The sequence below is a fragment of the Vibrio coralliilyticus ATCC BAA-450 genome (assembly GCF_000176135.1).
GTDB lineage: Bacteria > Pseudomonadota > Gammaproteobacteria > Enterobacterales > Vibrionaceae > Vibrio > Vibrio coralliilyticus.
In genome coordinates this window covers 1-24,343 of the sequence record NZ_ACZN01000016.1, presented here as the reverse complement: position 1 = coordinate 24,343, position 24,343 = coordinate 1, and the positions used below count along the sequence as shown (strand labels likewise).

Genomic DNA, 24,343 nt, shown 5'->3' with positions numbered 1-24,343 from the left:
TCTTAATTATTTGACCCCGAGTATCGAAAGGCTTCACGTGTCAGTTTATCGAGCTCAGTATGGTCCATGTCACTATGCACGACGGTAATGCGGCCAAGATAGATCTGTGGTAATTCTTCTGCTCGACTTTCCAGATGAAATTTGATGGCTTCAGCTGTTGCGACGCCGAGATCATCGCTCATGCGCATCGGCGTCGCATCTAATTCATCAGAGCGTATTTTTTCAATTTCTTTCGCTGTTCCACCCCAGCCAGTCACATAAATGTCAGAGAGCTTCCCTGCTTCCCCTAAGGCATCTACCGCGCCCATTGTCATCGCAGTATTCGCGTTGTGAATCATGGTGACTTCAGGGAAATTATCCAGCACCAGTTTGACACCATCAGCGCCGCCGAGTTTTTGGTACTGACCGAAATGCTCATAGGCTGTCAGCCAGTCTCCTTTTTCTTCTACACAGTCAATAAACCCTTGAGAACGTTGGGTATCTGTAATGCCAGGAATACCTCGATTGGCTGCAAAGTCGACCTCGTTACCTAGGTGTTTGACAACGTGTTCACACAATACCTCTGCGCCCATTGCACTGGAGAAATCAAACCACGCATCTGGCTGGTGCTGCCACTGAGAATCTGGAGTATGGAAAGCCCAGATAAAGGTTTTGAACTTATCGGAGGCAGACAACTTCTGGATGTTTCCTGACTGCAAGCCGAGTTCTGACGGGCCAAAAATCACGAAATCGTAGGGCTTAGCAGCGTTTAACACCTGTTTGGTGTATTGCGTTTGCAATGAGTGTTCGATTTGTTTAGAGGTGTATTGAACGATTTCAAAAGGTACGTCGAGATCTTCGAGGCGTTTGACTAGAGCCGTGTAGTTGCGTACCCAGAAATCAGAAATATCCGCACTTGGGTAAATTAAGGCGATTTTGATTGGTTTATCGGCTGAAGGCCTGTTTAAAGGGACCGGTTCCCCACTGACTGTCTTTTGAAATGTTTCAAGCTTGATTTTATCTTGTTGAGTGTGGGAAGTCTCTGAACTAAAAGCAAAAGATGAAACACATAGAGTACCCGTCAGCACGGCTGTTAGCACTCTATTAACGTGAAATCGCATACTTGTTACCAAATGTTTTGATTGTGTATTAACATTATTATAAATATATAAAAATTATGAGTTAAAGATTTTTATAATTAATATGCATAAAGTTTTAATTTTGGCGAGCGTGTTGCTCGCCTCTGTTTGTAGCTTGCCGTTATTTGCAGACACAACTGACACCGATTTTTTTACCTATGCCAAAGATAAAGTAACGCTTGCAATAGCTAGCGATCAGGCGTGGGATGGACCTAGTTCTGGCCCTAAAATTGTTCACGACAGAAACATCATTTTCGTTGCTTCAGACCTTCGCAATGGCGGTGTGTATGGCGTTGCGAAAGGCATGTCTGAGGCTATTTCTCACTTGGATTGGCACTTAAGGTTTATTGACGGTCTCGGTTCAGAGGTGCGCCAGGGGGCCGCCATAAGAAAGGCGATTGGCTTTGAACCCGATGCGATTGTGTTAGGTGGCATTGATGCGCACCGACATAAAGATATTCTCAAACTTGCTGAAAGCTTAGGCATTACGGTTATTGGTTGGCATGCCACGGAGCTAGCAGGGGGCAATCCAGATATTGGCTTGTACATGAACATCACCACTGATCCATTGGCTGTTGCGGAGGTAGCTGCATTACTGGCCATCGTTAACTCCAATGGCTTGGTGAATGCGTTGGTGTTTACCGATCCGAACTACAAGATCGCGACGATTAAGTCTGATGCTATGGTTGCGGCAATTGAGCGCTGTGAAACGTGTAAAGTGTTAGAGCTTAAAGCGCTACCGTTGGATAAAATTGCTGAACAAATGCCAGCTGTACTCGATCAATTGTGGGAAAAACATGGCGATGAAATTACCCACATACTCGCCATCAACGATCTGTACATTGATTACGCGATTCCTTCTTTGGAGTCGATTTTAGAAGAGAACAAGCCTATTCCACAGAACATCTCTGCTGGAGATGGCAGTAAAGCAGCGTACAAGCGTATCGACAGTGATTTCTTTCAGCTTGCCACTGTACCTGAGCCCCTTTATCTACAAGGTTGGCAAATCATTGATGAGCTTAATCGAGCCTTTCATAACATGCCGCCTAGCGGTTACTCCGCCCCTGTACACCTAGTCACGCCTGACAATGTTGCAGAGTTAATCAGTCAAAAAGATACGGGGATTTATGATCCGCAAAACGGCTATCGCGAAGCGTATCTGAGTATATGGAAGCCGCAATGAAATTCAGCCCTATCAACCTAACTCAGCGCTTGATTGTTTCCAACCTGCTTTCTTTGCTGATCGTCAGCTTCGCGGTGTTTATGGTCATTCGCTCGCTCCACTCTGTTGAGTCGACTCTTAAAACGGAGACCACATCGCATGTGTCAGATCTGATCGTGAACTCCGAGATCAGTCGGCGGGTATTTGCTCTGACTTCAAGGGTTAAGCTGCTTGAGCAGACGTTCTTGTTCAGTGAAACCACCTTGTCGGAAGAAGCTTTTAATGTCGACTTCCAACTTCAGCGACTGCGCGACCTCTCTACTAATCAGGAGTTCTCACTCAAGATTGATGCATTTATCGAAAGCTTCCATCGCTTTCTGGGTAGTTCTTTAGCGTTAAATCGTATTCTTAAGCAAACTCATGAGATTGACGACACCTTAGCAGAGCAGTTGGATCAACTGGAACTTGCGATTGCTGACAGCAAGCTTCGCCACATTAATGAGCCTGACTTTATGCGCTATAACAATGAGTTAGACCTAGTGAATATGTTGCGCGAAGCGTTTCTTTCTGCCGGTAAAATGGTCGGTGATATACACAGCCGAATCACCCCTGAAACAGAAAAAGTGCTGTTGATTGAAGTTGAAAAAGAGCTCGATATCTTCCTGCTTCATCTGGAAAACGTCGATATCAAAACTGAAGCGGTCGTGTCACAGAAGAAACGTATCAATCGTACGGTTAAACGCTATAACGCAGCCTTGAGACGTATTCGCGCTAATCTGGAACAGCGTTGGATTGTGATGGCCTCGCTGGTGGATGCACAAACTCAGCTACTGAACATGGTCGAGAACACGGAAGCGCGAGTACTAAATCAGGCGCTTGAGTTAACCAAAAAGCTGGAAAAAGAGATAGAAGCATCGCGACTCAATGCCGTCACCATGAGTGTTGCTGCAGTTCTGCTGTCAGTATTGTTGGTGAGTCATGTGGTGCGTCGTCATATTCGAAAACCACTTGATGATTTGAAGGACGGTTTTGATCGCCTTGAGTCTGACTCAATTAAAAAACCGATCGACTTAGGGCGCCAAGACGAGTGGGGACACATAGAAAGTGCCTACAACAACATGGCTTCTCGTCTGTCAGATGCTTATTTAGAGCTGCATGATGAGAAAAAGAATTTCGACTTTCTCGCGCACCATGATCCGCTGACTGGTTTGGCTAACCGCTTATTGGCAACGAAACAGCTTGAACGTGAAATCGCACAGAGCAAACAAAGTGGCGCTCCTTTCGTTCTACTCTACCTCGATACTGACGAGTTCAAAACCATCAATGATTCTTTGGGTCATGCTTCTGGGGACAACTTACTAGTAAACATTTCTGAAATTCTGACGAAGATTATTGGAGACTCAGGGTTTGTCGCACGTATGGGCGGTGATGAGTTTATGATTGTTATCTCTGATGCCAATCTCAAAGATGGTGAAGCCCTGGCGGAGCGAATCAACAAAGCGCTGCGCAAGCCGTATTACATTGAAGACAACCTGATTTTTGTCTCTACCAGTATCGGTGTATGTGAGTTCCCACTCCATGGTAAGGATGGTGAAACCTTAGTGCGTAATGCGGATACGGCTATGTACCACGCGAAGCGATGTGGCCGAGATCAGTACAAAGTCTACGCGGATAAGATGACCCATGAAGTGACGGACTTGGTTGAGACCAATATCGGCCTTCGTCAAGCGATTGCTAATGAAGAGCTAGTGGTGTATTTCCAACCCAAGGTCGATTTAGACTCAAACACCATTGTTGGGGCCGAGGCATTGGTGCGCTGGAATCATCCTAAATTGGGGATGCTGCCACCGGCTGAATTCCTTGAAGTGGCCGAGAAAACGGATTTAATTACTGAGATCGATAAATGGGTATTCAGAAAAGTCGCGAATCTGATCACTCAGTGGCAGCGAGCGGGTATCGATTTGCAAGGTGTGCTGTTCTCTATCAACTTTTCAGCGCGTATGTTCTATCGAACTGATTTAGCTGAACAGTTGCAACAGATATTGGATGACACCGACTGCCAGCCGCATCAGTTGCTACTGGAAATCACAGAACGCGACATGATGCGTGATTTTGAAACCTGCGTTAGAACTATTGCGACCTTGCGTGAGAAAGGCTACAAGATTGCGATTGATGACTTTGGAACAGGCTACTCTTCACTGTCGGTACTCAAAAATCTGTCAGCAGATTGCATCAAGCTTGATCGGAGTTTTATCGAAGATGTGAATTCCTCAAAAGTTGACTACGAAATTACCCGAGCGGTGCTTAAGTTGGCACAAATTCTTGAGTTTTCAGTGATTGCCGAAGGGGTAGAAACCGAGTCTCATGTAGAGACCCTACGTCAGATTGGCTGCCGATGTGCACAGGGGTATTATTTTGCTAAACCTCTGCCAGTCGAAGAGTGGATTAACTATCTTCATTCAATTGAACAGTCAGCCATTGTTTCTGACACCTTTAGTTAATCAAAAAGGGCCACATTAACGTGGCCCTTTTCAATAGATGTAATCTGCTCAGCTAGATTTACATTGTGCTGGCGACGGCTTGTTTTGTCTCAGTGCCAGTATAGCCTGTGGCAGAAGCGACATCACAATCATGCCAATCATCAAGCTGTACTGGAATGGGCTAAAGGATTCACCCAGCAGCACCAGTCCCGTTAAGATGCCAGCAATTGGGTTGGCAATACCACCAAAGGTAAAGTCTACCACTGTCATGCGTTGCAGCAGCCACACGTACATGCCGTATCCCAGTGCCGTATTAAGACCTACCACCCACAATAAACCTAAGCCATTATGTAGTGAGAAATTCCCCAGTGCGTTGCTGTATTGCGCTGGGTCCACGACAGCCTGAAATCCTGCCGCAACAGACAAAATTGCACCACCGAGAATCAGTTGCCATGTCAGTACTGTCCACCAGTGCATGCGATTGCCCAATGACTTGGTCAGAGAGCTACCCGCAACAATACACATGATGGCAGCCAGCATGGCACCCAAACCAATCGGGTCGAGGCTGATGGAGCCTGGAGAGAATAGCATCCACGCCAGACCAACCAACGCAGCACCACAGACAGCTTGAATAGAGTTTGGACGGTTTTTGTTGACCACCCAGTTGTACACCATGGCAAATACCGGTACAGACACCATACCGACACCTGAGATTGCCGAGGGCAGGGTTAATGCCATAACAAAAATCAGACCGAAGAAGGTCGCAATGTTAATCAGTCCAAGACTGAAGAGAATTTGCCAGTCTCCTTTTTTTGGCAGAGACGGCTTAATCATCAGTAACAATAGTCCGGCAGGCAATGCTCGAATGGCGCCAAGTAGTAGTGGAGGCCAGTCGGTCAAACTATACTGTGTCACTGCGTATGTTGTTCCCCAGAAGAAGGCGGGGATCATAGCCAGTAATATATTCATAATCTTTTATCTTTACGTTAAGATATTTTTGCGTGAATGTACGCCTAAAAGTTCTGTTTGTAAAGTATCTTTATGTTAAGATACTTCGAAACGTCATTTTCTTAGTGGAGAAATCTGTTCATGGACGCTATAGATAGAGTGGTCGATCAATGGGCAAAGGAAAAGCCCGAATTAGATACTGAACCCATGGCCATCATGGGCAGGCTGCTCAGAATTGCCAAATATATGGAAACGGAAGTCACGCAATTACATAAGCGCTATGACTTAAAGCTAGGTGAGTTTGATGTACTGGCGACCTTACGTCGCAGTGGCTCACCATTCCGCCTGACCCCTTCTGAATTAATTGATTCAATGATGCTGACTTCTGGTGCGATGACCAATCGTCTGGATAAATTAGAGTCTAAAAGCCTGATTGTGCGTGAGCACAGTAAAGAAGACCGACGCAGTGTTACTGTGCAACTGACGGATGAAGGATTCACCTTGATTGATAAAATCATTGAAGAGCATGCTGAAGTGCAGCAAAAACTGGTAAAAGGCATGAACTCGAACCAGAAGCACCAGATTAATCAGATCCTCAAAGGTTGGCAGACTCAGTTCGAATAACCTCAAATCATGACCCGATGGGCGCTACAGTTGGTGCCCATCGGGTCAATCTTACCTAACTTTACTTATCTTGTTGGCTGTTAGAGCTTTCTTTATCCTCCTAACGGTAATCTTTGCTTTTATCGTAAAGATCGAGCGGTTCTAACGTGCTATAGAAGGCGGCGACATTCTTCATGTCCTGATCGGACAAAGATTTCACCACCGACTGCATATACAGATCCTGACGCTTATCTGTTTTGAACTCGCGTAGCTGTTTAAGGATATAATTCGCCTTTTGCCCTTTTATGTTCGGGTATGACTGGACGAAAGGGATGATTTTGTCGCCATGGCACTGGCTACAGAGGTTGGTCACCAAGCTCTCTCCCGCCGCGATATCGATGATAGCCTCAGGTGACTGCTCAGTATCGGATGGTTTCTCAACTGACAGTGCGTCTGATGGTTGTGTCGGAGCTGCTGGCTCCTCTGAACAAGCAGACAATACTGCGATGCAGAGTGCAGATACACCCGTTAGGCAAAGCGCGTGAAACATTGAGCGTGTCATTGTGTTTTTCCCCGCATTGGCGGCATCAAAGCACTTTCAATCGGCTTACGTCGATACTTGTTCATATCGATGCCCTGATCCTGATAGTAGGTGCTGAGGTAGTTGAGTACCGGATCCCAAGTGTCTGACAGATCCCACAGTCCTTGTGTGTCCACCATCCACTGAATCGTTTCTCGCCACTGTTCCTTATCACCGCTGTTCTGAGCCACAATAAGACTCGTGTGGCAGGCGTTACATTGGCCATTCACCAATTCCCACCCCGGCGCCATGATCAGCCCAGAAGCTTTATCGACACCGTATTTCTGTTCCGGTGTCAGCTTGGCTTCGTCTTCCGCTTGCACACTGAGTGCAGATAACGCCAGCAGTGAGGCGATAAACATCGCACGAGATTTGCCTGTAGCCCTTTTCATCACGACACCCTGATGGCAATACGATGACAGCCGTTGAACAGGTAACCTTTAGGGTTCCATTGCGGTTGGACGACGGGCTGGCTGTCGCCCTCGCTGTCGGTTGCTTTAGCCCAGATCTCATAGTACCCCGCCATTGGCAGTTCCAAATCGGCTTGCCATTGTTGCCATGCGCCTTTGTTGACGGGCTTCTCCAGTTTAGCGTCATGCCATGTCGTGCCATAGTCATAGCTCACCTGAAGCTTCTCCACGCTTCTCATACCTGCCCATGCATGGCCGCTGACCGTGACGGTTTTACCCAGAGCAAACTCAGTGCCGCTTTTAGGTGAGGTGATCAGTGATTTGACGATCATCTCTTCGATGATACGAAAGTCTTTATTATCGACCTTCTCTCCGGGAGCAATCGGGTATTTTGGCACCTGATAAGCCGGGGCGGCCATTTTGTGGCCATCGTGGATTTGATTGCGAACGCTGATCCCAGTGGCGCACTTTTGTGAGACGGAAGCTGGTCGGCCCGCAAAGACGACACGTAGCGGGTAACCATGCAGGTAAGGAATCGGCTCGCCGTTCATGGCCCACGCGATCAGTGCGTTGTCGTTCATCGCGGCTTTGATAGGCACGCCACGCGAGATGGCTTCGCCTTTACCGCTCAAGTGCTTGTCAAAGCCATGGTTGCCTGTGTAGACCGCATCATCTTTGATACCACAGTCTTTGAGCACATCACTAAGCAGTACGCCTGTCCATTCGGCACAATACACGCCAGCGTTGTTCCACTGGTTCCCCTTAGTGCTTGGGTAGAAGTTATTGCGGCTGTTACCGCCGCACTCCAATACCAGACTTTGGGTGTGATGTTTGAACTTAGATTTGAGCTCAGCAATGGTGTATGTCTTGCTTTGCTTGACCGACTCTCCCTTCACTTCAAATGTCCAGGTTTCTGGGTCGATTTGAGAAAAGTCCGGCATTTGACCATTCCAACGCACAAAAGGCACTCCTGCTGGTGTGACAGGAGGCGCGAGCATGCTTTCTGGCGGATAAGCATTGAGCGGATTCGTGTTGAGTACCGTGTAGTAATCCGGCAGATCTTCCGCTTTGGCCCAAGTTAGTGCGCTGATATCCAAAGCCGCAACGTTTTCCGGTCGATTAGCAGCAAACACCCAAGATACAGGTAACGCAGATACGGCGGTGGCGGAAAGGGCCGCCTTGAGAAATTGTCTTCTATCTAAACTCATGGGGTTACTCTTGATGGTTCAGGGTGTAAAAGTAATCGGCCAGCTTTTCGATATCCTCTTCAGACAGCAACTGGGCGACTTTGGTCATGGTGGCATCCTGACGCTGGCCGTTTTTGAAGTTGGAGAGCTGTTTGGTCAGGTAGAGCTTGTTCTGCCATTTCAGATTAGGGATAGAAGGAAACGCAGTATTGTTGTCACTGCCGTGGCAAGCGATACACATGTTTGCGAGTTTTTGGTAATCGTCGGCGGCCCCAAAGACAGGCAGCGAACAAAAGATCAGGGCAAGAATGGACTTTCGCAAAACGTCTCCTAAGCCTTAGGTTAATAAAGCAGGCTGGGTGATTAAAAATCACGCGCATTAGAACGAGTTTTTGCGATCAATAAAATTCAAATAAATTTAACCTAGGTTAACTAATATTTAACCCAGTAACGAAATCAATACCTGGTAACTTACTGATAGATAATGAGTATTTTAATCAACCAAAGATGAATTTTGCTGATGGTGGTAAGTATCTGAAATGCACTTAGAAATTGAAATCAGCGTGTTTTGACCATGGGTAAGAGCTGCCGAAAGCGCGAATAGAGCCCCTACCATAAATAGGGGCTTAATTTTCTAGCTCGGGAGTATCTCCAAGGTCAACATTGATGAATGACTGTGGCTACAGTGAATGGTGTTTTTGGCCACTTGTTTGGCATACGCCTCACCTTCGGGTTCACCGCTATTTGGGTTGACGTCAAACTTAGGGAAATTACTGCTGGCAATGTCTAATCGCAGTTTGTGTCCCTGCGCGAAGCAATTCTGAGTGGCAAACGCTTCAACCTCAATTTCGTAAATCACGCCGCGGCAAAGCTGCTCTGGCTGCTGCCAGCTCTTGTGGTAGCGACAACGAAAGATGCCATCGGAGATGTTCATCGCGAAGCCTTGCGGGTAGTCTTCGCTTGGCGGATAAACATCCACCAGTTTGATGGTGAAATCCGTATCCGGCGCGTCGGATTCAATAAACAGTTTCGCCGATACTTTTCCTGACACAATCAAATCTTCAGCGAGTGGTTCGGTCTCAAACACCAGCACATCCGAACGTGCGGCAAGGGGGAGATGGTTGCCTTTGGTACCATAAAAGCGAACATCTTCACGTTGATCGTACGCACCACCTTCAAACACTGGCTTACCCGAGGTTAACGCGCCGCCAATAGTGGGGACTGGGTTGCTCGGATCGGCCAGATAGCTGATGTGATTGTCTGTGGCCGGAGCCTGCTGGGTCAGCTGGCCCTGTCGATGCAGATACCAGTTCTGAGCTTCGGTGTTTTTCATTGGCCAGCGATCACTGCTTAGCCACTGGCCTCCGTGTTGAAGCCGGCCCAGTTGGTTTTTTTCACCTGAACCGCCGCCCATTTGGAACACCTGCACGTTGGCAAACGTATGACGGTCATCATTAAGCAGCCAGCGCTGAAACCACTTCACGCGAAAATCCAGCCAGTTGCTGTCAATGTTGTCGTCAAATGAGGCGTCCTGACCGAACTCTACGTCACCGCTATGCGTGGTATTTCGGTCTCCATGAAGCCAAGGCCCCATGATCAATGCTGTTTGAGAGCGATTCTTTTCACTCAACACCGTGTAGTTTTCCAGCGTACTTTTAACGTATACGTCGTACCAGCTCGACATGAGCAACACCGGAATATCAGCAATGTTCTGATAGCTATCAAGCGCGTAGATGCCGGACTTTTTCCAGAAATCACTGAAACTGCCCTGTTTCCACTGCTCAAGTAGATACGCTTCATATTCAGGCACATGGCGCAGTGGCGACTGGCCCGCTTTCCACGGCAAGTACTTAAACCATTCGCGAATGTCTTCCTGCTCCAGCGCTTTTTTTACCACAGGATCTTGCTCGGCTTTGGGGCTCACCAGTGCCTGGCGATAGGCCCATGTCGCCTGCTTGAGCTCAAACGCTCCGCCCTGACGAATACCGCACTTATAGGCATTGGAGAATCCCCCTGAATCCATCACCATACTCGCCAGCCCCGGAGGATTGAGACACGCAAGTGCCAGCTGAGTGTGGGCGGCGTATGACAGCCCCATGGTACCTATTTTTCCATTGCACCAAGACTGCTCAACTAGCCATGCACACGTATCGTAGCCATCTTCGGCTTCGTTGATGTACTTGGTAAAGGTGCCGCTGGACTGATAACGGCCGCGACAGTCCTGAAAGACACACACAAAACCTTTATCAACGAATGCCTGCGCCATTTCTTCACGGGAGACCTTATGCCCTTGCAACGTGACTTCAGAACGAGAAGGCGCCGTTTTGTCGTAAGGCGTTCGCTCCATTACCACGGGCCATGGGCCTTCACCGTTGGTTGGAAAGTAAATATCGGTCGCGAGTGTTTCTCCGTCTCGCGTACGGATTTTGACATCAGTTACTGCTTTCATGAGATGTCCTTAGGCGTATACGTGTAGGCTGATAGATAGGAAGACCAGGGCACACGCAATGGTGATGAGGAAGAATGGGAAGATGTATCTCGCCCATTGTCCCCATCCAACTTGTGCCGTCGCAAGGAAGATCAGTAGTCCGCTGGAAGTCGGTGTAATGATGTTTGTCGCCCCGTTACCCATCAGGAAGGCCAGTACCGTGGTGTGTGGGTCGACACCGGAAAGCTGCCCGAGTGGACCAAGGATTGGCATAGTGACGGCGGCTTGCCCAGAGGTGGATGGAATCGCCACGTCGATGACCAACTGAGAGAAGAACATGCCATAGGCAGCCAGCGTTGGTTGGCCTTCACCGATGACTCCGGCTAAGTGGTAGATGATGGTATCAAGCACTTTACCTTGCGCAAGGACAATAGCGACAGAGGTGGCGAGCCCGATCAATACGCCTGCGATGAGAACCTTTTTCATACCGCTGATGAAAGCGTTGATGGTGTCATTGGCTGACAAGCCGCCGATGACAGCGAAAATCACACCAAGCGAGATGTAATACGCAGATAACTCATTGTATTTCCACTTCCACGTTTGTGAAGCATAGACCAGAAAGGCGATGCCCAGTCCAAGAACCGTTAGTACAAGCGTATGGCGAACTGGCAGAGGTTTGTTGTCCCATTGCGCGACGATTTCCGTTGTGCGCGCTTCTTTGCGAATACTATGCAGCACGTACGCCACACCGATGATCATCAGTACCACGTAAACGAAAATACGCATCCCCATACCGCTGAATATCGGCACATCAACCAGTGGCTGAGCGACGGATAGGGCATAAGGGTTAGTGATCGATGCTAAGTAACCGACTTTAACCGGAATGGTGACAATCGCCAGACCGATAATTTTTGACAGTCCCAGTCTTGTTGCCATGGCGACGACCATAGGTATCACGAGCAGGAACTCCTTCGCCATCCCCATGAAGGTACTGCCCATGGAAAACACCACCATCAGGATCGGTACCAATAAGTAGACGTTACCGCGGGTGGCAGAAAGTGTGCGCTCAAGGCCTGTTTCAATGGCGCCCACTTTGTCGAGTACGCCAAACATGCCGCCGATAAACAGCACCATGAAAATCATGCCAGCTTGTTTGGTGATGGCTTGAGGAATACTGACTAACGCATCAAGCAAACTGACGGCTTGAGCTTCGCCTTCTTGAGGGTAAATACCAATCAGGTTGAGTGGGGAGACGTCTTTTTCCAGCACTTGGTAGGTGCCGGGAATGATCAGTTTGCCGTTACGTTCAAACTGTCCGGAATCGAAAAAATAGGTCATCAGTACTGCTACCACAACGACAGACAGCAGGATGATTACAGGGTTTAAGTTACCTTTCTTCTTGGGTTGTTCAGTAACATTTTGTTGAGCTGGTGATATCGCTTCACTCACTTTAAATCTCCATTTCGTCACATTCTATCCTACAACATTTCTGCAACATATTTTTTTGTGTTAGGGTTTTCAATTCAATGACGAATAGTCATAGATGTATGACTAAAGTGACTTATTTAAATGGAACCAGATGAATATAACGGCGAAACAACTTCGGGTGCTTAAAGCCATCAGCCAAGCTGGGACAACCAGTCTGGCGGCAGAGCAATTGAACTTATCTCAATCTGGTGTGAGTCGAATGTTGGCTCAGCTGGAAAAGGAGCTTGATCTGGATCTCTTTGAACGAGACCGAGGACGATTGAAAATTAAGCCCGAATCGCTCAATTTGTTATCAAACGCACTGCACGTTTTAGAGGGTATGGAACAGCTCCAGAGTCAGGCGTCGGAAATCAAAAGGGGACGCAAAGCGAAGCAAGTATTCAAGATTGCGATGCCTTATACCTTTGCCAAGTCACTGGCCCCCAAACTTATCAAGCAGCTGGTGGCGCTATTTCCTGACGTGTCGGTTGAATTGTTTTCCAGCCATTATCAGTCGATTGAAGAAAGTGTCTATTCCGGTCAGGCCGATGTTGGGTTTACCCGCATCAGCAATCATTCCAAGTTTCGTTCCACGGCACTGGATTCAGGGATTGCGATGTGTGTGTTTCCCGAGGGCCATGAGTTCGAGGCATTCCATTCGGTCAACGCTGACAACTTGCGCGATCAGAAACTGGTCATGATCGGGCGTAAGAGCAGTACTCGTCATGATGTGATGAACTGGTTTACTCGCAGTAATCTGTTTCCGGAAATCGTTGTTGAAGCGCACTCTGTCGATGTCGCTTGTTCACTGGTGGCGGAAGGGATTGGCGTGTCGATTGCCAACAGCACCATGCTCAAAGGGATGGATAATCACAAGATTCGAGCGCTGCCGATCTTGGACTTGCCTCGCTATCAGTACGGCGTGATCCAGCGGCCTGATGACATTGCCAATGAGCGCAAACAGCCAGTCATTGATGCGTTTTCGGATTTACTTCAGGAAATGTTGACAGAACTGCCCGTGTTGGGCCGTTAACGGTAATAAAAAAGCGGCCGGAGCCGCTTTTGATGAAGGGTTATGCCGCGTTCTCATCACAGAACAAGTCGGCGTGAGTAATACCACGCAGGGCGCAGCTTTCGTCGAGGTCGGAGATATCTCCACTGACCCCGACTGCACCGAGGATGTTCTGCTCAGCATCACGGATAAGTAAGCCACCAGGAACGGGGACCATATTACCGTGTGCCAGAACGTTTACGGCGGAGATAAACGCGGGGCGGTTGTCTGCGTCTTGAGCGAGCTTTCTTGAGGAGCAGCCGAGCGCGAGAGCACCCCATGCTTTTGCGATTGCGATGTCTGGCCGCATCATGCTACTGCCATCTTGTCGTTGCAACGTAATCAGCTTTCCTCCGCTGTCGAGTACAGCGACCGTCAGAGGGGCGCTTTGGCTCTTTTGTCCAGCCTGAAAAGTACCGTCAATGACGGCTAGTGCTTGTTCTAGAGTTAAACTTCCCATGTTATCTCCTGATTTTTTGTTTACGCGGCTCCTTGCAGAAGCTCGTAACTAGGTAAGGTCAGGAAGGTGGCGAACTCTTCTGCAGTAGACAACTTATAGAAAAGGTCAGCAGTTTGTTCAAAGCGGCCTGCCGCATAGCGAGCCTCACCCACTTCCTGTTTGATAGTGTCGAGTTCCTGATACAACCACGTGTGGAATAATTCTTTGTTGAAGGTTTGGCCATCATCCAGCTTCACGCCGTGATGAATCCATTGCCAGATGTTCGCGCGTGAGATTTCTGCCGTCGCCGCATCTTCCATCAGACCATAGATAGGTACACAACCTGAGCCCTGAATCCATGCTTCAATGTAGTAAAGAGCGATGCGAATGTTCTTGCGCACGCCAGCTTCGTCACGCGAACCTTCACATGGTTTAAGTAGCAGCTCTGCGCCAATCTCGTGCGCAGGGCTGACGAAATCGAGCTGATTGACTTTGCCTTCAAGGTTTTTATCAAACACAGACATCGCCAAGTCGACTAAAGCAGGGTGAGCGACCCAAGTGCCATCGTGACCATTGCGTGATTCACGTTCTTTATCTTCAATCACTTTAGCGGTGACGCGTTCCATCTCCTGTGGGTCTTTGGCAGGAATAAAGGCCGACATACCGCCCATTGCCAGCGCACCACGCTGGTGGCAGGTTCTGACGAGTAACTGACTGTAAGCATTGAGGAACTCTTTATCCATACCAACCACATGACGATCTGGCAGGATGCGATCTGGATGGTTTTTCAACGTTTTTATGTAGCTGAAAATGTAATCCCAGCGGCCGCAGTTCATCGCCACGATATGATCGCGCATGGCGTAGAGCATCTCTTCCATTTGGAATACTGCTGGCAGTGTTTCGATCAGTACGGTTGCGCGGATCGTGCCACGTGCCACGCCGAAGTGATCTTCAGTGAAAGCAAATACGTCATCCCACCATTTTGCTTCTTCCATGCTTTCTAGCTTAGGAATATAGTAGTAAACGCCCAGACCTTGTTGCGCTCGGGTCTGGTAGTTGTGATAGAAGTACAAAGCGAAGTCCATTAAACAGCCCGGAATCGCTTGTTGATTGAATTGGATTGATTGCTCTGGCAGGTGCAGGCCGCGTGGACGAGCGATCAGTAGGGCAGGGTTGGCATTCAGCTCATATTGCTTATTTTTTTTGTCGTCAAAGTAGCTGATGGTGCCTGCATTGGCGTCTCTGAGATTGATTTGCCCTTCGACCATGTTTTCCCATGTCGGTGAAGAAGCATCTTCAAAGCAGCACATAAAGACTTTCGCGCCGGAGTTCAGCGCATTGATAACCATTTTTCTGTCTACTGGGCCGGTAATTTCTACTCGGCGATCTAATAGCTCTGGCGGTGGTGTTGCCACTTTCCATGATTTGTCATCACGGATCGCCTGAGTGTCAGTTCTGAAATCTGGCAATGCACCCGCATCGTATTGCTTTTGCTGTTCCTCGCGTGCTTGCAGCAAAGCGTCACGACGGGCGCCAAATCGGTTTACCAATACTGTCAGAAAAGAAAGGGCTTCATCTGACAGAATCTCCTTATAGCCTGGGTTGTCTGTATGACCGACAACCTCCAGACAGGCAGTTTCTTCTCTTTCGGCTAGATCGTTCAAATTCATTGTTCGTCTCCTTTAAACAATATTGATCGATTTTGTGTACAAAAATTATTTACACGAATACTTATATGGGAAAATTTGTAAACAATCAAAGGGTATTTAACATTTATTTTTCATTTACTCGTCTGGGAAATTATTTTTACGTAAAGATATTTTATGTAAAGTAATGGTTTCTTTGTGTTATGGGGTTAGCAACCACTTAGGGTAAATGTTCTATGTTGAAAAAATGTTGCAAATGGGGTTGCTATATTTAGAAATTGATTCATAGTACACAAAGTATCTTTGGATTGTATACAATTGAAATGGAGGTTCGCATGGCAAAGATGAAGGCAATCGAAGCAGCGGTAGAAGTATTGAAAAAGGAAGGCGTAGACATTGCCTTCGGCGTTCCAGGCGCTGCCATCAACCCTATGTACGCGGCAATGAAAAAGCTTGGTGGTATTGATCATGTGTTAGCACGACATGTGGAAGGTGCATCACACATGGCGGAGGGTTACACCCGTACTAATCAAGACAACATTGGTGTCTGTATCGGTACATCTGGCCCAGCAGGGACAGACATGATCACTGGCCTGTATTCAGCGTCGGCGGATTCCATTCCAATCTTATGTATTACGGGTCAGGCGCCAAGAGCCCGTTTGCACAAAGAAGATTTTCAGGCGGTGGATATTGAATCCATTGCGAAACCAGTCACCAAATGGGCGACGACGGTTCTAGAGCCCGCTCAGGTGCCGCGTGCTTTCCAGCAGGCATTCCACCTAATGCGTTCTGGTCGTCCGGGCCCGGTTCTAATCGACCTTCCACTTGATGTTCAGTTAACGGAAATTGAATTCGACATCGACACCTATGAGCCGCTAGAAGCGTATCAACCAAAAGCGACACGTGCGCAGGTTGAGAAAGCGATGGCGATGATGTGTGAGTCACAAAACCCAGTCATCGTATCAGGTGGCGGCGTAATCAACGCTGGTGCGGAAGAGCTACTGCAACAGTTCGCTGAAATCACTGGCGTGCCTGTTATCCCAACCTTGATGGGCTGGGGCTCCATTGCGGATGACCACGAACTGATGGCCGGTATGGTGGGCTTGCAGACTGCGCACCGCTATGGCAACGCGACTATGCTGGAATCGGATTTCGTGTTCGGTATTGGTAACCGCTGGGCGAACCGACACACTGGTTCACTGGATGTCTACACCAAGGGCCGCAAGTTTGTTCACGTCGATATTGAACCAACTCAAATTGGCCGCGTGTTTTGTCCGGATCTTGGAATCGTTTCTGACGCCAAAGCAGCGCTGGAATTGCTGGTTGAAGTGGCTCGTGAGTGGCGTGATGCTGGCAAACTGCCTAATCGTGGCGCTTGGGTGGCGGAATGTCAGCAGCGTAAATCGAGCATGCTGCGTAAGACACACTACACTGACGCGCCAATCAAACCAATGCGTGTTTATGAAGAGATGAACAAAGCCTTTGGCCGCGATACGTGCTATGTCAGCACTATCGGTTTGTCCCAGATTGCGGCGGCGCAGTTCCTTCACGTTTACAAACCACGCCACTGGATCAACTGTGGTCAAGCAGGTCCGCTTGGCTGGACAACACCAGCTGCTCTAGGCGTGCGTGCAGCGGATCCAAACCGCGACATCGTGGCAATTTCGGGAGACTACGACTTCCAGTTCATGATTGAAGAATTAGCGGTAGGCGCTCAGTTCAACCTGCCATACATCCACGTATTGGTGAACAACTCCTATCTAGGTTTGATTCGTCAGGCACAGCGCCAGTTCGATATCGACTACTGTGTTCAGTTGGCGTTTGAAAACCAAAATGCGCCAGAGCTTGATGGCTACGGTGTTGACCACGTGACTGTGGTTGAAGGCTTAGGTTGTAAAGCGATTCGTGTAACTGACCCAGAACAGATGCAGGCCGCGTTTGCACAAGCGAAAGAGCTGATGAACAAACACAAAGTACCTGTTGTGGTGGAAGTGATTCTTGAGCGCGTGACCAACATTTCTATGGGTGTAGAGATTGATGCCATCAACGAGTTTGAATCTCTGGCAGACAGCATCGACGACGCACCAACCGCGCTAGCCAATCAATAATCTGTTTATCGCAAAATACTGAAGCAGCCCGAAAGGGCTGCAAGAAAAAGGACATCACTATGGCAAAGTTTGCTGCAAATTTATCCATGTTATTTACCGAGGTTGATTTCCTTGAGCGCTTTGACGCTGCTGCTCAGGCTGGATTCAGCGGTGTGGAATACCTCTTCCCTTACGCATTTGATGCTGAGCAAATCAAACAGAAGCTGGAGCAAAACAACCTGACACAGGTGCTGTTCAACCTTCCGGCGGGTGATTGGGATGCTGGCGACCGCGGCATTGCGTGTGATCCGTCACGCATCGAAGAGTTTCAGTCAGGCGTTGCGTTAGCCATTCAGTACGCCAAGGTGCTGGGCAATACGCAGGTCAACTGTCTGGCGGGGATTACGCCTGCTGGTGTCAGCCAACAGGATGCGCATGCAGCCTTTGTCATTAACCTCAGATACGCCGCTCAAGCATTGCAGGAAGCAGGGCTTCGACTGGTTATTGAAGCGATTAACACTCGTGATATTCCGGGCTTTTTCCTCAATACTACTGAGCAGGCCAAAGCAGTGATTAAAGAAGTGGGCAGTGACAATCTGTTCATTCAGTACGACATCTACCACATGCAGATCATGGAAGGGGATTTAGCGCCAACCATGAGTGCCAACATCGGCCAGATCGCCCACGTGCAGCTGGCAGACAACCCAGGCCGTCATGAACCGGGAACTGGTGAGATTAACTACCCATTTGTCCTCAAACATCTGGATGAATTGGGTTACCAAGGTTGGGTGGGCTGTGAATACAAGCCAAAAACCACCACAACTGAAGGCTTAGATTGGCTAAACCTATACCGCTAAGTGCGGTTAACGTTACGGAGAACATATTATGAAAATTGCATTTATCGGTACAGGTATCATGGGTAAGCCAATGGCGATCAACCTGCAAAAAGCGGGTCACGACATTGTGTTGACTGATCACTTCAACCCGCCACCGGTTGAACTTGTTGAAGCTGGTGCGCTGGTTTGTCATTCACCAGCAGAAGCGACTCGTCTGGCGGACGCGATCATCCTGATGGTGCCAAACACGCCGCAGGTGGAAGACGTACTGTTCGGTGAGAACGGTGTTGAAGCTGGCCTAAACGAAAGTGGCGCAGCAGGCAAACTGGTTATCGACATGAGCTCGATTTCACCAATCGCAACCAAGGCGATTGCGGCACGTGTCAACGAAAGTGGCGCGCAATATCTTGATGCACCAGTATCAGGTGGTGAAGTGGGTGCTATTAATGCCTCACTGAGCATCATGGTTGGTGGTGAGCAATCAGCGTTTGATAAAGCGCGTCCACTGTTTGAGGTAATGGGTAAAAACATCACGCTAGTCGGTGAAAATGGTGCAGGTCAGACGTGTAAAGTCGCTAACCAAATCATTGTTGCTCTGAACATCGAAGCTGTATCTGAAGCTTTAGTGTTTGCGTCAAAAGCGGGCGCCGATCCAGCGCGTGTACGTCAGGCATTGCTTGGCGGATTTGCCAACTCGAAGATTCTTGAAGTGCACGGCGAGCGCATGGTGGAAGGCACATTCGACCCAGGCTTTAAGATTACATTGCACCAGAAAGATCTAGACCTTGCGCTGTCTGGTGCAAAAGAGCTGGATGTAGCACTGCCAAATACGGCAAATGCTCAGGAGCTGTTTGAAGATTGTGCAGCAATGGGCGGCCAGAACTGGGACCACTCTGCGCTGATTAAAGCGATTGAGAAACGCTCAGGCCACTCAATCAGGGACTAATTCCTGTCGGGACGATGTGGATTCCTCTCCCGCATCGTTCCATGGGGTAGCGGTCCTGCTGATTCTCTCATGGCTTGAATCCGTAGTCGCTGCTCCTAAATGATTCATTACTAAATCGCGTAGTTTTTCGTCTCCTTTTATACGCGTTCCCGTCGTAAGACAGCAGGTTGGAGTTACACCTTCCTCGGGCTCCATATTGCAGGCTCCTGGTGTGCTTACTTCGGGATTTTTTATCCCCACCACTTTGTCTCTCTTAACATATTGTTTAGTATGTCGTTACACCAGATGTATAGGGAATAACAATGTCTCGTATCAGGCAGAAAAATCAGGGATTGATTATCGATGTCGCGAGTGAACAGTTTGCCACCCATGGCTACGCAGCGACAAAGATGGCGGATATTGCAAAAGCCGCAGATATCCCTAAACCTAATGTGTTCTACTACTTCAGCAGTAAAGACAAGCTCTACTATGCTGTGCTCCAGACTGTGACTCAGCCGTTACTGGAAGCCTCTAGCCCGATTGAAGAACTCGACGACCCAGTCGAAGCCTTAACTCAATACATTGAAGCTAAGCTGCGTATTTCACGCGACCACCCACACGCGTCTAAAGTGTTCGCTAATGAAGTGATGTCTGGTGCTAAGGTGCTGCCAGAAGATATCGGGCAGGAGCTGTTTAAGCAGTCACAGATGATTTTGGATAAGTTCGCGACCTGGAGTGAAGAAGGGCTGATGGATAAAGTCCCTGCACACCACCTGATGTTCACCATCTGGGCAGCGACGCAGACTTACGCAGATTTCAGCTGGCAGATCTGTAACGTTATGCAGAAAGACACGCTGGATAATGGCGATTACCAACAAGCCGCTGAATTTATCACCCAGCTAGTGATTAAAGGCTGTGGAGTGAAGGGTAAAGCGTAAGTAATCACTCACTTATGCGAATTAGCGACTGAAGTTAGTTGGTTTTATCTGATCAAAAAAAGGGCGTAACCAATTAATGGTTACGCCCTTATTGTTACCTTGGAGATTAACACCAATTTAGCACTGAAAAATCACAATTATCACAAGAAATATTCTAACGGCGCGATCTCTTGGAAAACCATATTGTACAAGCGACCATTTCTTTTGGGTTTCATACGCAATGCTTTTATGGCTGGCAGCGCATTGAGTTCATCAGGAGTTAGTTCACGCATTTCATGCCTATACTCTGGTTTTACATTAAGCCCAAAGTACGTCTCATAAACATGCAATAGTATGCCATAACCTTCTCTATCTTCTGCTTGCATACTCCATGCTTCTTCTAAAACCTCTACTAGTTCTATAGATGCAGGGCTTTGCTTCCACTTTCTAGCATGTTCATATTTTTTTATCACTTTGTGAGTGTGAAGAATGAGAGGAGGGATTTTTAGCCGTCCGGCGAGATAAAAATTCCCGCTGGTGTTAAGAATGTGCTCCAAATATTTAGGAGTGACGCCTCTAGGATCTGAGCCGAAACAAGTTTTACCATACAAGGCCACGGATGCACTCTCATATGCCGCTACAGCGAGCTGTGAACAAAACATGTTAGGGATAACATTGCTGCTTCCATATACGAAGCTGATAATGTCTTCGATAAATTGATTGGTAGTCGACTTAAAGGCTCTTTCTTTAAACAAAGATTTTTTAGCGCCTTCCATATCATAATTACCGTCAAGCATAGTTAGATTGCTGGGTCTTGTACCCACATCCATTCTGCACAATGCCTTAGTGACCGTCACAGCACCCGCGGCTAAGTCTTTGTTTTTACATTTAAATACAATCGCGGCATTGTTTGGTATGTCATCAGTGTCGTGAATTTCTCCAGCAGCTTCTGCTAACAAGTCTTTTGACAAACCAATGGCGGCATGTTCAGAAGTAGATGAGCCTCTAAGCTTTATCCCAAACTTTTCATCAGCTGACTTCTTATGTAGGAGCTTTTGCCCCCATGTAATTCCGAGTTCGATTTGACCAAATGCCCAGCCAGGAAATACCTTGAATATCAGTATATCTCCAGGTTCTACTTCAACTTCATCCAGCTTGTTGTATTGTTTTAGACTTGCAATAGCATCATTTTTATACATTGGTTTATCTCCCCACTCGGTGTACTTTTTCTGTGCCTATACCATCCTAAAAGTGCTGTGTTTCCTCGTTCGTTCATGAACATCTTAGATATGCATCCTATGATGCGAAGTGCTACTTAAGTGGGCGTATGAACTCTCAATACGCTATAACAAGAAGGTATCGAATGCGGTAATCTGACCCACCTAATTAACATTTTTATAACTTCTAGATGAACGTAGCGCAATAGTGCTAGCAAGATAAGTATTTTCTTGAAGAAATTTGAATTCTAGGAACGTACAAAATCTGTTCATCGAAGAAGAACAGCTTAATTTAAAACCGCAGTGAGTATTGTATGGCTTTGTAAGGCTATGTAAGGGCTCTCATAAAGTGACAGCAAATTAACCGAATGCTGAAAGGTATAAAATTTATATTTTGATAGTACACATGAGTATTTAAGCAATCGCTTCCCATATGATTTAAGGCATGTACCCCGTTTACTTTAAAAATATTAGACTTGCAATAAGAACTATGTAGCTCCACATGCCTAATACGTTGATCCACATAAATATTTTAAACTTCTTTGAGTCGGTCGTAACTCGATGACGAATAAAGGCGGATTCCAAAGGATTAACCCTCATTATATCGACTCATTTCTGGACATTTCTGTGTTACCTATTTGACTAAATTGGTGCATAGCGGATTAGCTGAGGTATTGCTAAGTATTTACTCTAGTGCATATAGCTTATTCATCCTCTATACGTTTTTAAGCAAGACATGAGGTTTGGGGCCTATTTCTTAGAAAGCGTGAATTCCAGATATATACCAAATTGAATATCATGTGGCATAACCATGTCTTCTAATGTATGGTCACTATGTTAAATGCATTTTGATGCATATTAAAAACTAATCCTATTAGCAATAAATATTTACCTACTAATAGGCTGATTTAATATAACCATGCATATAGTGAAGGAACACTCTATGAGAAATATAACGAACTCGTTGCTAGTGTTGGTCATGTCTACAGGAGTTGTCGCAGCAGAGTCGAAACCTGCAACTCAAGCCACTATTGATACTAATCAAGCACTCTATAAAACCCTGCCATTTAAAGACACCAAAGATTTTGAACGTGCTCAAAAGGGCTTCATCGCCAAGCAAGATGTTGTCACCATTACTAATGAAAATGGGGACGTTGTCTGGGATTTAGAAGAGTATAAAAAGTTCATTACACTAGATGCCAAAGCCCCGGATAGTGTTAACCCTAGTTTATGGCGTAATGCTCAGCTAAACGTTATAAACGGCCTATTTAAAGTTACTGACGGTATCTACCAAGTTCGCGGCTATGACTTGACCAATATTACCTTTGTTGAAGGTGAAAATGGTTGGATTGTTTTTGATCCGTTGATTTCTCAAGAAACCGCTAAAGCGGCGTTAGCATTTATCAACGCAGAACTTGGTGAGCGCCCTGTTACTGCGGTGATCTATAGCCACAGCCACATAGATCACTTTGGCGGTGTTCGAGGTATTGTTGATGAAGCCGATGTAGAAGCTGGCAAAGTACAGATTATCGCGTCACACGGATTTACGGAGCATGCAGTTTCTGAAAACGTCATCGCTGGCAATGCAATGGGTCGACGCGCAATTTATATGTATGGCGCGCTGTTGCCACGTAATCCTGAAGGTGGTGTCAACGGGGGCTTAGGTCAAACAACCTCAACCGGCCTTGCGACGCTAATTCGCCCAACTCTGATTATCGAAAAAACAGGTGAAGAGCACGTTGTTGATGGTATTAAAATGGTGTTCCAATACACACCAGGGTCTGAAGCACCAACAGAGATAAATACTTGGATCCCTGAGAAAAAAGCACTGTGGATGGCTGAAAATAGTACCAATACCATGCACAATATATTGACCCTCCGTGGTGCACAAGTTCGCGATGCTTTGAAATGGTCACATTACTTAAATGAAACCATCGAAATGTGGGGCGACGAAGTCGAAGTTAAATTCCAAAGTCACCACTGGCCTATGTGGGGACAAGAAGAAATTGTCGAGTACTTCAAGCTTCAACGCGATATGTACAAATAACTCACGACCAAACCGTTCGCTTAATGAATCAAGGTTACATTGGTTCTGAAATCTCTGAAATAATTCAATTCCCAAATGAAATTGAGAATAATTGGAGTACTCGTGGTTACTACGGAACTCTGCGCCACAACAGTCGCGCCGTCTATCAACGCTACATGGGTTGGTACAGCGGTAATCCATCAGACCTCAATAACCTTCCACCGACGAATGCTGCGGTAAAATATGTTGAATATATGGGTGGGGAAAGAACCGTCATCGACAAAGCGAGACAAGATTTCGATAACGGAAAATATCGATGGGTAGCGGAAGTGTTAAAACACGTTGTATTTGCAAACCCTCAAAGTAAAAACGGTAAAGCATTACTGGCTGATACTTATGAGCAACTTGGCTATCAAGCTGAGTCTGGCCCTTGGCGTTCCGTCTACTTACAAGGTGCATATGAATTAAGAAACGGTACTCCATCTGCAGGTGGAACCAATACAGCCTCTCCTGACATCATCAAAAATATGCCACCGGAGATGTTATTCGACTATCTTGCGGTTCGATTGCTTCCAGAAAAAGCGGCAGGCAAGGACTACACCATTAACATCAATTTCACCGATCTTGGTGAAAAATATACCTTGTATATCGAAAACTCAGTGCTTAACCACACAACGAAATTCAATGATGATCCAGATGTTTCGCTCACTTTAACCAAAGCAACGCTTGATGACGTACAACTTGGTGTAACCACTCTTGAGAAGGCTATTTCCAATGGGGATATTAAGCTCAACGGTGATAAGAAAGTGTTCAAAG

The 24,343-nt window shown here is 47.1% G+C and carries 19 protein-coding genes and 1 pseudogene; 9 read left to right on the top strand and 11 right to left on the bottom strand.

The genetic code is table 11. From position 1 onward, the window contains the following. Nucleotides 1-2: 2 nt before the first annotated feature. The gene (locus tag VIC_RS11305) at nucleotides 3-1,100 is read right to left on the bottom strand and encodes a substrate-binding domain-containing protein (protein ID WP_039951831.1); all 1,098 of its coding nucleotides are present in this window, start codon (nucleotides 1,098-1,100) and stop codon (nucleotides 3-5) included. 82 nt (nucleotides 1,101-1,182) lie between these two features. On the opposite strand from VIC_RS11305, the gene VIC_RS11300 reads away from it, so the two are divergent. Both VIC_RS11300 and VIC_RS11295 read left to right on the top strand, forming a co-directional pair. Beyond that, nucleotides 1,183-2,301, top strand: coding sequence for a substrate-binding domain-containing protein (locus VIC_RS11300; protein WP_006959857.1), 1,119 nt, complete (start codon nucleotides 1,183-1,185; stop codon nucleotides 2,299-2,301). Next, nucleotides 2,298-4,781, top strand: a complete 2,484-nt coding sequence (locus VIC_RS11295) for a putative bifunctional diguanylate cyclase/phosphodiesterase (RefSeq protein WP_006959856.1) — start codon at nucleotides 2,298-2,300, stop codon at nucleotides 4,779-4,781. The genes VIC_RS11300 and VIC_RS11295 overlap by 4 nt, the downstream gene beginning before the upstream one ends. Nucleotides 4,782-4,829: 48 nt before the next feature. Here VIC_RS11295 and VIC_RS11290 read toward each other — a convergent pair whose 3' ends face one another. Next, on the bottom strand, nucleotides 4,830-5,729 hold the full coding sequence (locus VIC_RS11290) for a DMT family transporter (protein ID WP_039951830.1): 900 nt from the start codon (nucleotides 5,727-5,729) through the stop codon (nucleotides 4,830-4,832). Between the two features lie 120 nt (nucleotides 5,730-5,849). Here VIC_RS11290 and VIC_RS11285 point away from each other — a divergent pair, with 120 nt between their 5' ends. Next, complete coding sequence (locus VIC_RS11285) at nucleotides 5,850-6,332, top strand: MarR family winged helix-turn-helix transcriptional regulator (protein WP_006959854.1); 483 nt, start codon at nucleotides 5,850-5,852, stop codon at nucleotides 6,330-6,332. Between the two features lie 100 nt (nucleotides 6,333-6,432). Here the strand turns inward: VIC_RS11285 and VIC_RS11280 are convergent, their stop codons facing one another. The 6 genes from VIC_RS11280 to VIC_RS11255 all read right to left on the bottom strand — a co-directional run bounded on the left by VIC_RS11280 (nucleotide 6,433) and on the right by VIC_RS11255 (nucleotide 12,365). Beyond that, nucleotides 6,433-6,873 (bottom strand): c-type cytochrome, encoded by a 441-nt coding sequence (locus VIC_RS11280; RefSeq protein ID WP_006959853.1) that lies wholly within the window; start codon nucleotides 6,871-6,873, stop codon nucleotides 6,433-6,435. After that, nucleotides 6,870-7,283, bottom strand: coding sequence for a hypothetical protein (locus VIC_RS11275; protein WP_006959852.1), 414 nt, complete (start codon nucleotides 7,281-7,283; stop codon nucleotides 6,870-6,872). Before VIC_RS11275 ends, VIC_RS11280 begins: the two co-directional genes overlap by 4 nt. Continuing rightward, nucleotides 7,283-8,509, bottom strand: a complete 1,227-nt coding sequence (locus VIC_RS11270) for a molybdopterin-dependent oxidoreductase (protein WP_039951828.1) — start codon at nucleotides 8,507-8,509, stop codon at nucleotides 7,283-7,285. Before VIC_RS11270 ends, VIC_RS11275 begins: the two co-directional genes overlap by 1 nt. 4 nt (nucleotides 8,510-8,513) lie before the next feature. After that, a complete protein-coding gene (locus VIC_RS11265; RefSeq protein WP_006959850.1) occupies nucleotides 8,514-8,810 on the bottom strand; it encodes a c-type cytochrome in 297 nt (98 codons plus the stop codon). A 312-nt stretch (nucleotides 8,811-9,122) separates the two neighbouring features. After that, nucleotides 9,123-10,937, bottom strand: a complete 1,815-nt coding sequence (locus VIC_RS11260; protein ID WP_006959848.1) for a CocE/NonD family hydrolase — start codon at nucleotides 10,935-10,937, stop codon at nucleotides 9,123-9,125. 9 nt (nucleotides 10,938-10,946) lie between these two features. After that, nucleotides 10,947-12,365: a YfcC family protein gene (locus tag VIC_RS11255; protein WP_006959847.1), complete on the bottom strand. Its 1,419-nt coding sequence runs from the start codon at nucleotides 12,363-12,365 to the stop codon at nucleotides 10,947-10,949. Nucleotides 12,366-12,495: 130 nt separating this feature from the next. Here VIC_RS11255 and VIC_RS11250 point away from each other — a divergent pair, with 130 nt between their 5' ends. Continuing rightward, complete coding sequence (locus VIC_RS11250; protein ID WP_006959846.1) at nucleotides 12,496-13,416, top strand: LysR family transcriptional regulator; 921 nt, start codon at nucleotides 12,496-12,498, stop codon at nucleotides 13,414-13,416. 40 nt (nucleotides 13,417-13,456) lie between these two features. On the opposite strand, the gene VIC_RS11245 is transcribed toward VIC_RS11250, so the two are convergent. Beyond that, the gene (locus VIC_RS11245) at nucleotides 13,457-13,894 is read right to left on the bottom strand and encodes a GlcG/HbpS family heme-binding protein (RefSeq protein WP_006959844.1); all 438 of its coding nucleotides are present in this window, start codon (nucleotides 13,892-13,894) and stop codon (nucleotides 13,457-13,459) included. Between the two features lie 20 nt (nucleotides 13,895-13,914). Continuing rightward, nucleotides 13,915-15,543, bottom strand: a complete 1,629-nt coding sequence (aceB, locus tag VIC_RS11240; protein WP_006959843.1) for a malate synthase A — start codon at nucleotides 15,541-15,543, stop codon at nucleotides 13,915-13,917. A 311-nt stretch (nucleotides 15,544-15,854) separates the two neighbouring features. Here aceB and gcl point away from each other — a divergent pair, with 311 nt between their 5' ends. The 4 genes from gcl (at nucleotide 15,855) to VIC_RS11215 (ending at nucleotide 20,305) form a co-directional block, all read left to right on the top strand. Beyond that, complete coding sequence (gene gcl / locus VIC_RS11235) at nucleotides 15,855-17,627, top strand: glyoxylate carboligase (RefSeq protein WP_006959841.1); 1,773 nt, start codon at nucleotides 15,855-15,857, stop codon at nucleotides 17,625-17,627. Nucleotides 17,628-17,686: 59 nt separating this feature from the next. Further along, entirely contained in the window at nucleotides 17,687-18,463 is a 777-nt protein-coding gene (gene hyi, locus VIC_RS11230; RefSeq protein ID WP_006959839.1) for a hydroxypyruvate isomerase, read from the top strand. Nucleotides 18,464-18,488: 25 nt separating this feature from the next. Beyond that, complete coding sequence (locus VIC_RS11225) at nucleotides 18,489-19,388, top strand: 2-hydroxy-3-oxopropionate reductase (RefSeq protein ID WP_031342638.1); 900 nt, start codon at nucleotides 18,489-18,491, stop codon at nucleotides 19,386-19,388. 302 nt (nucleotides 19,389-19,690) lie between these two features. Further along, on the top strand, nucleotides 19,691-20,305 hold the full coding sequence (locus VIC_RS11215; RefSeq protein ID WP_006959837.1) for a TetR/AcrR family transcriptional regulator: 615 nt from the start codon (nucleotides 19,691-19,693) through the stop codon (nucleotides 20,303-20,305). A gap of 140 nt (nucleotides 20,306-20,445) precedes the next feature. Here VIC_RS11215 and VIC_RS11210 read toward each other — a convergent pair whose 3' ends face one another. Next, nucleotides 20,446-21,483, bottom strand: coding sequence for a hypothetical protein (locus VIC_RS11210; RefSeq protein ID WP_006959836.1), 1,038 nt, complete (start codon nucleotides 21,481-21,483; stop codon nucleotides 20,446-20,448). Nucleotides 21,484-22,444: 961 nt separating this feature from the next. Between VIC_RS11210 and VIC_RS11205 the strand changes: the two are divergent. Further along, nucleotides 22,445-24,343, top strand: a pseudogene (locus VIC_RS11205) (alkyl/aryl-sulfatase); the annotation flags it as partial.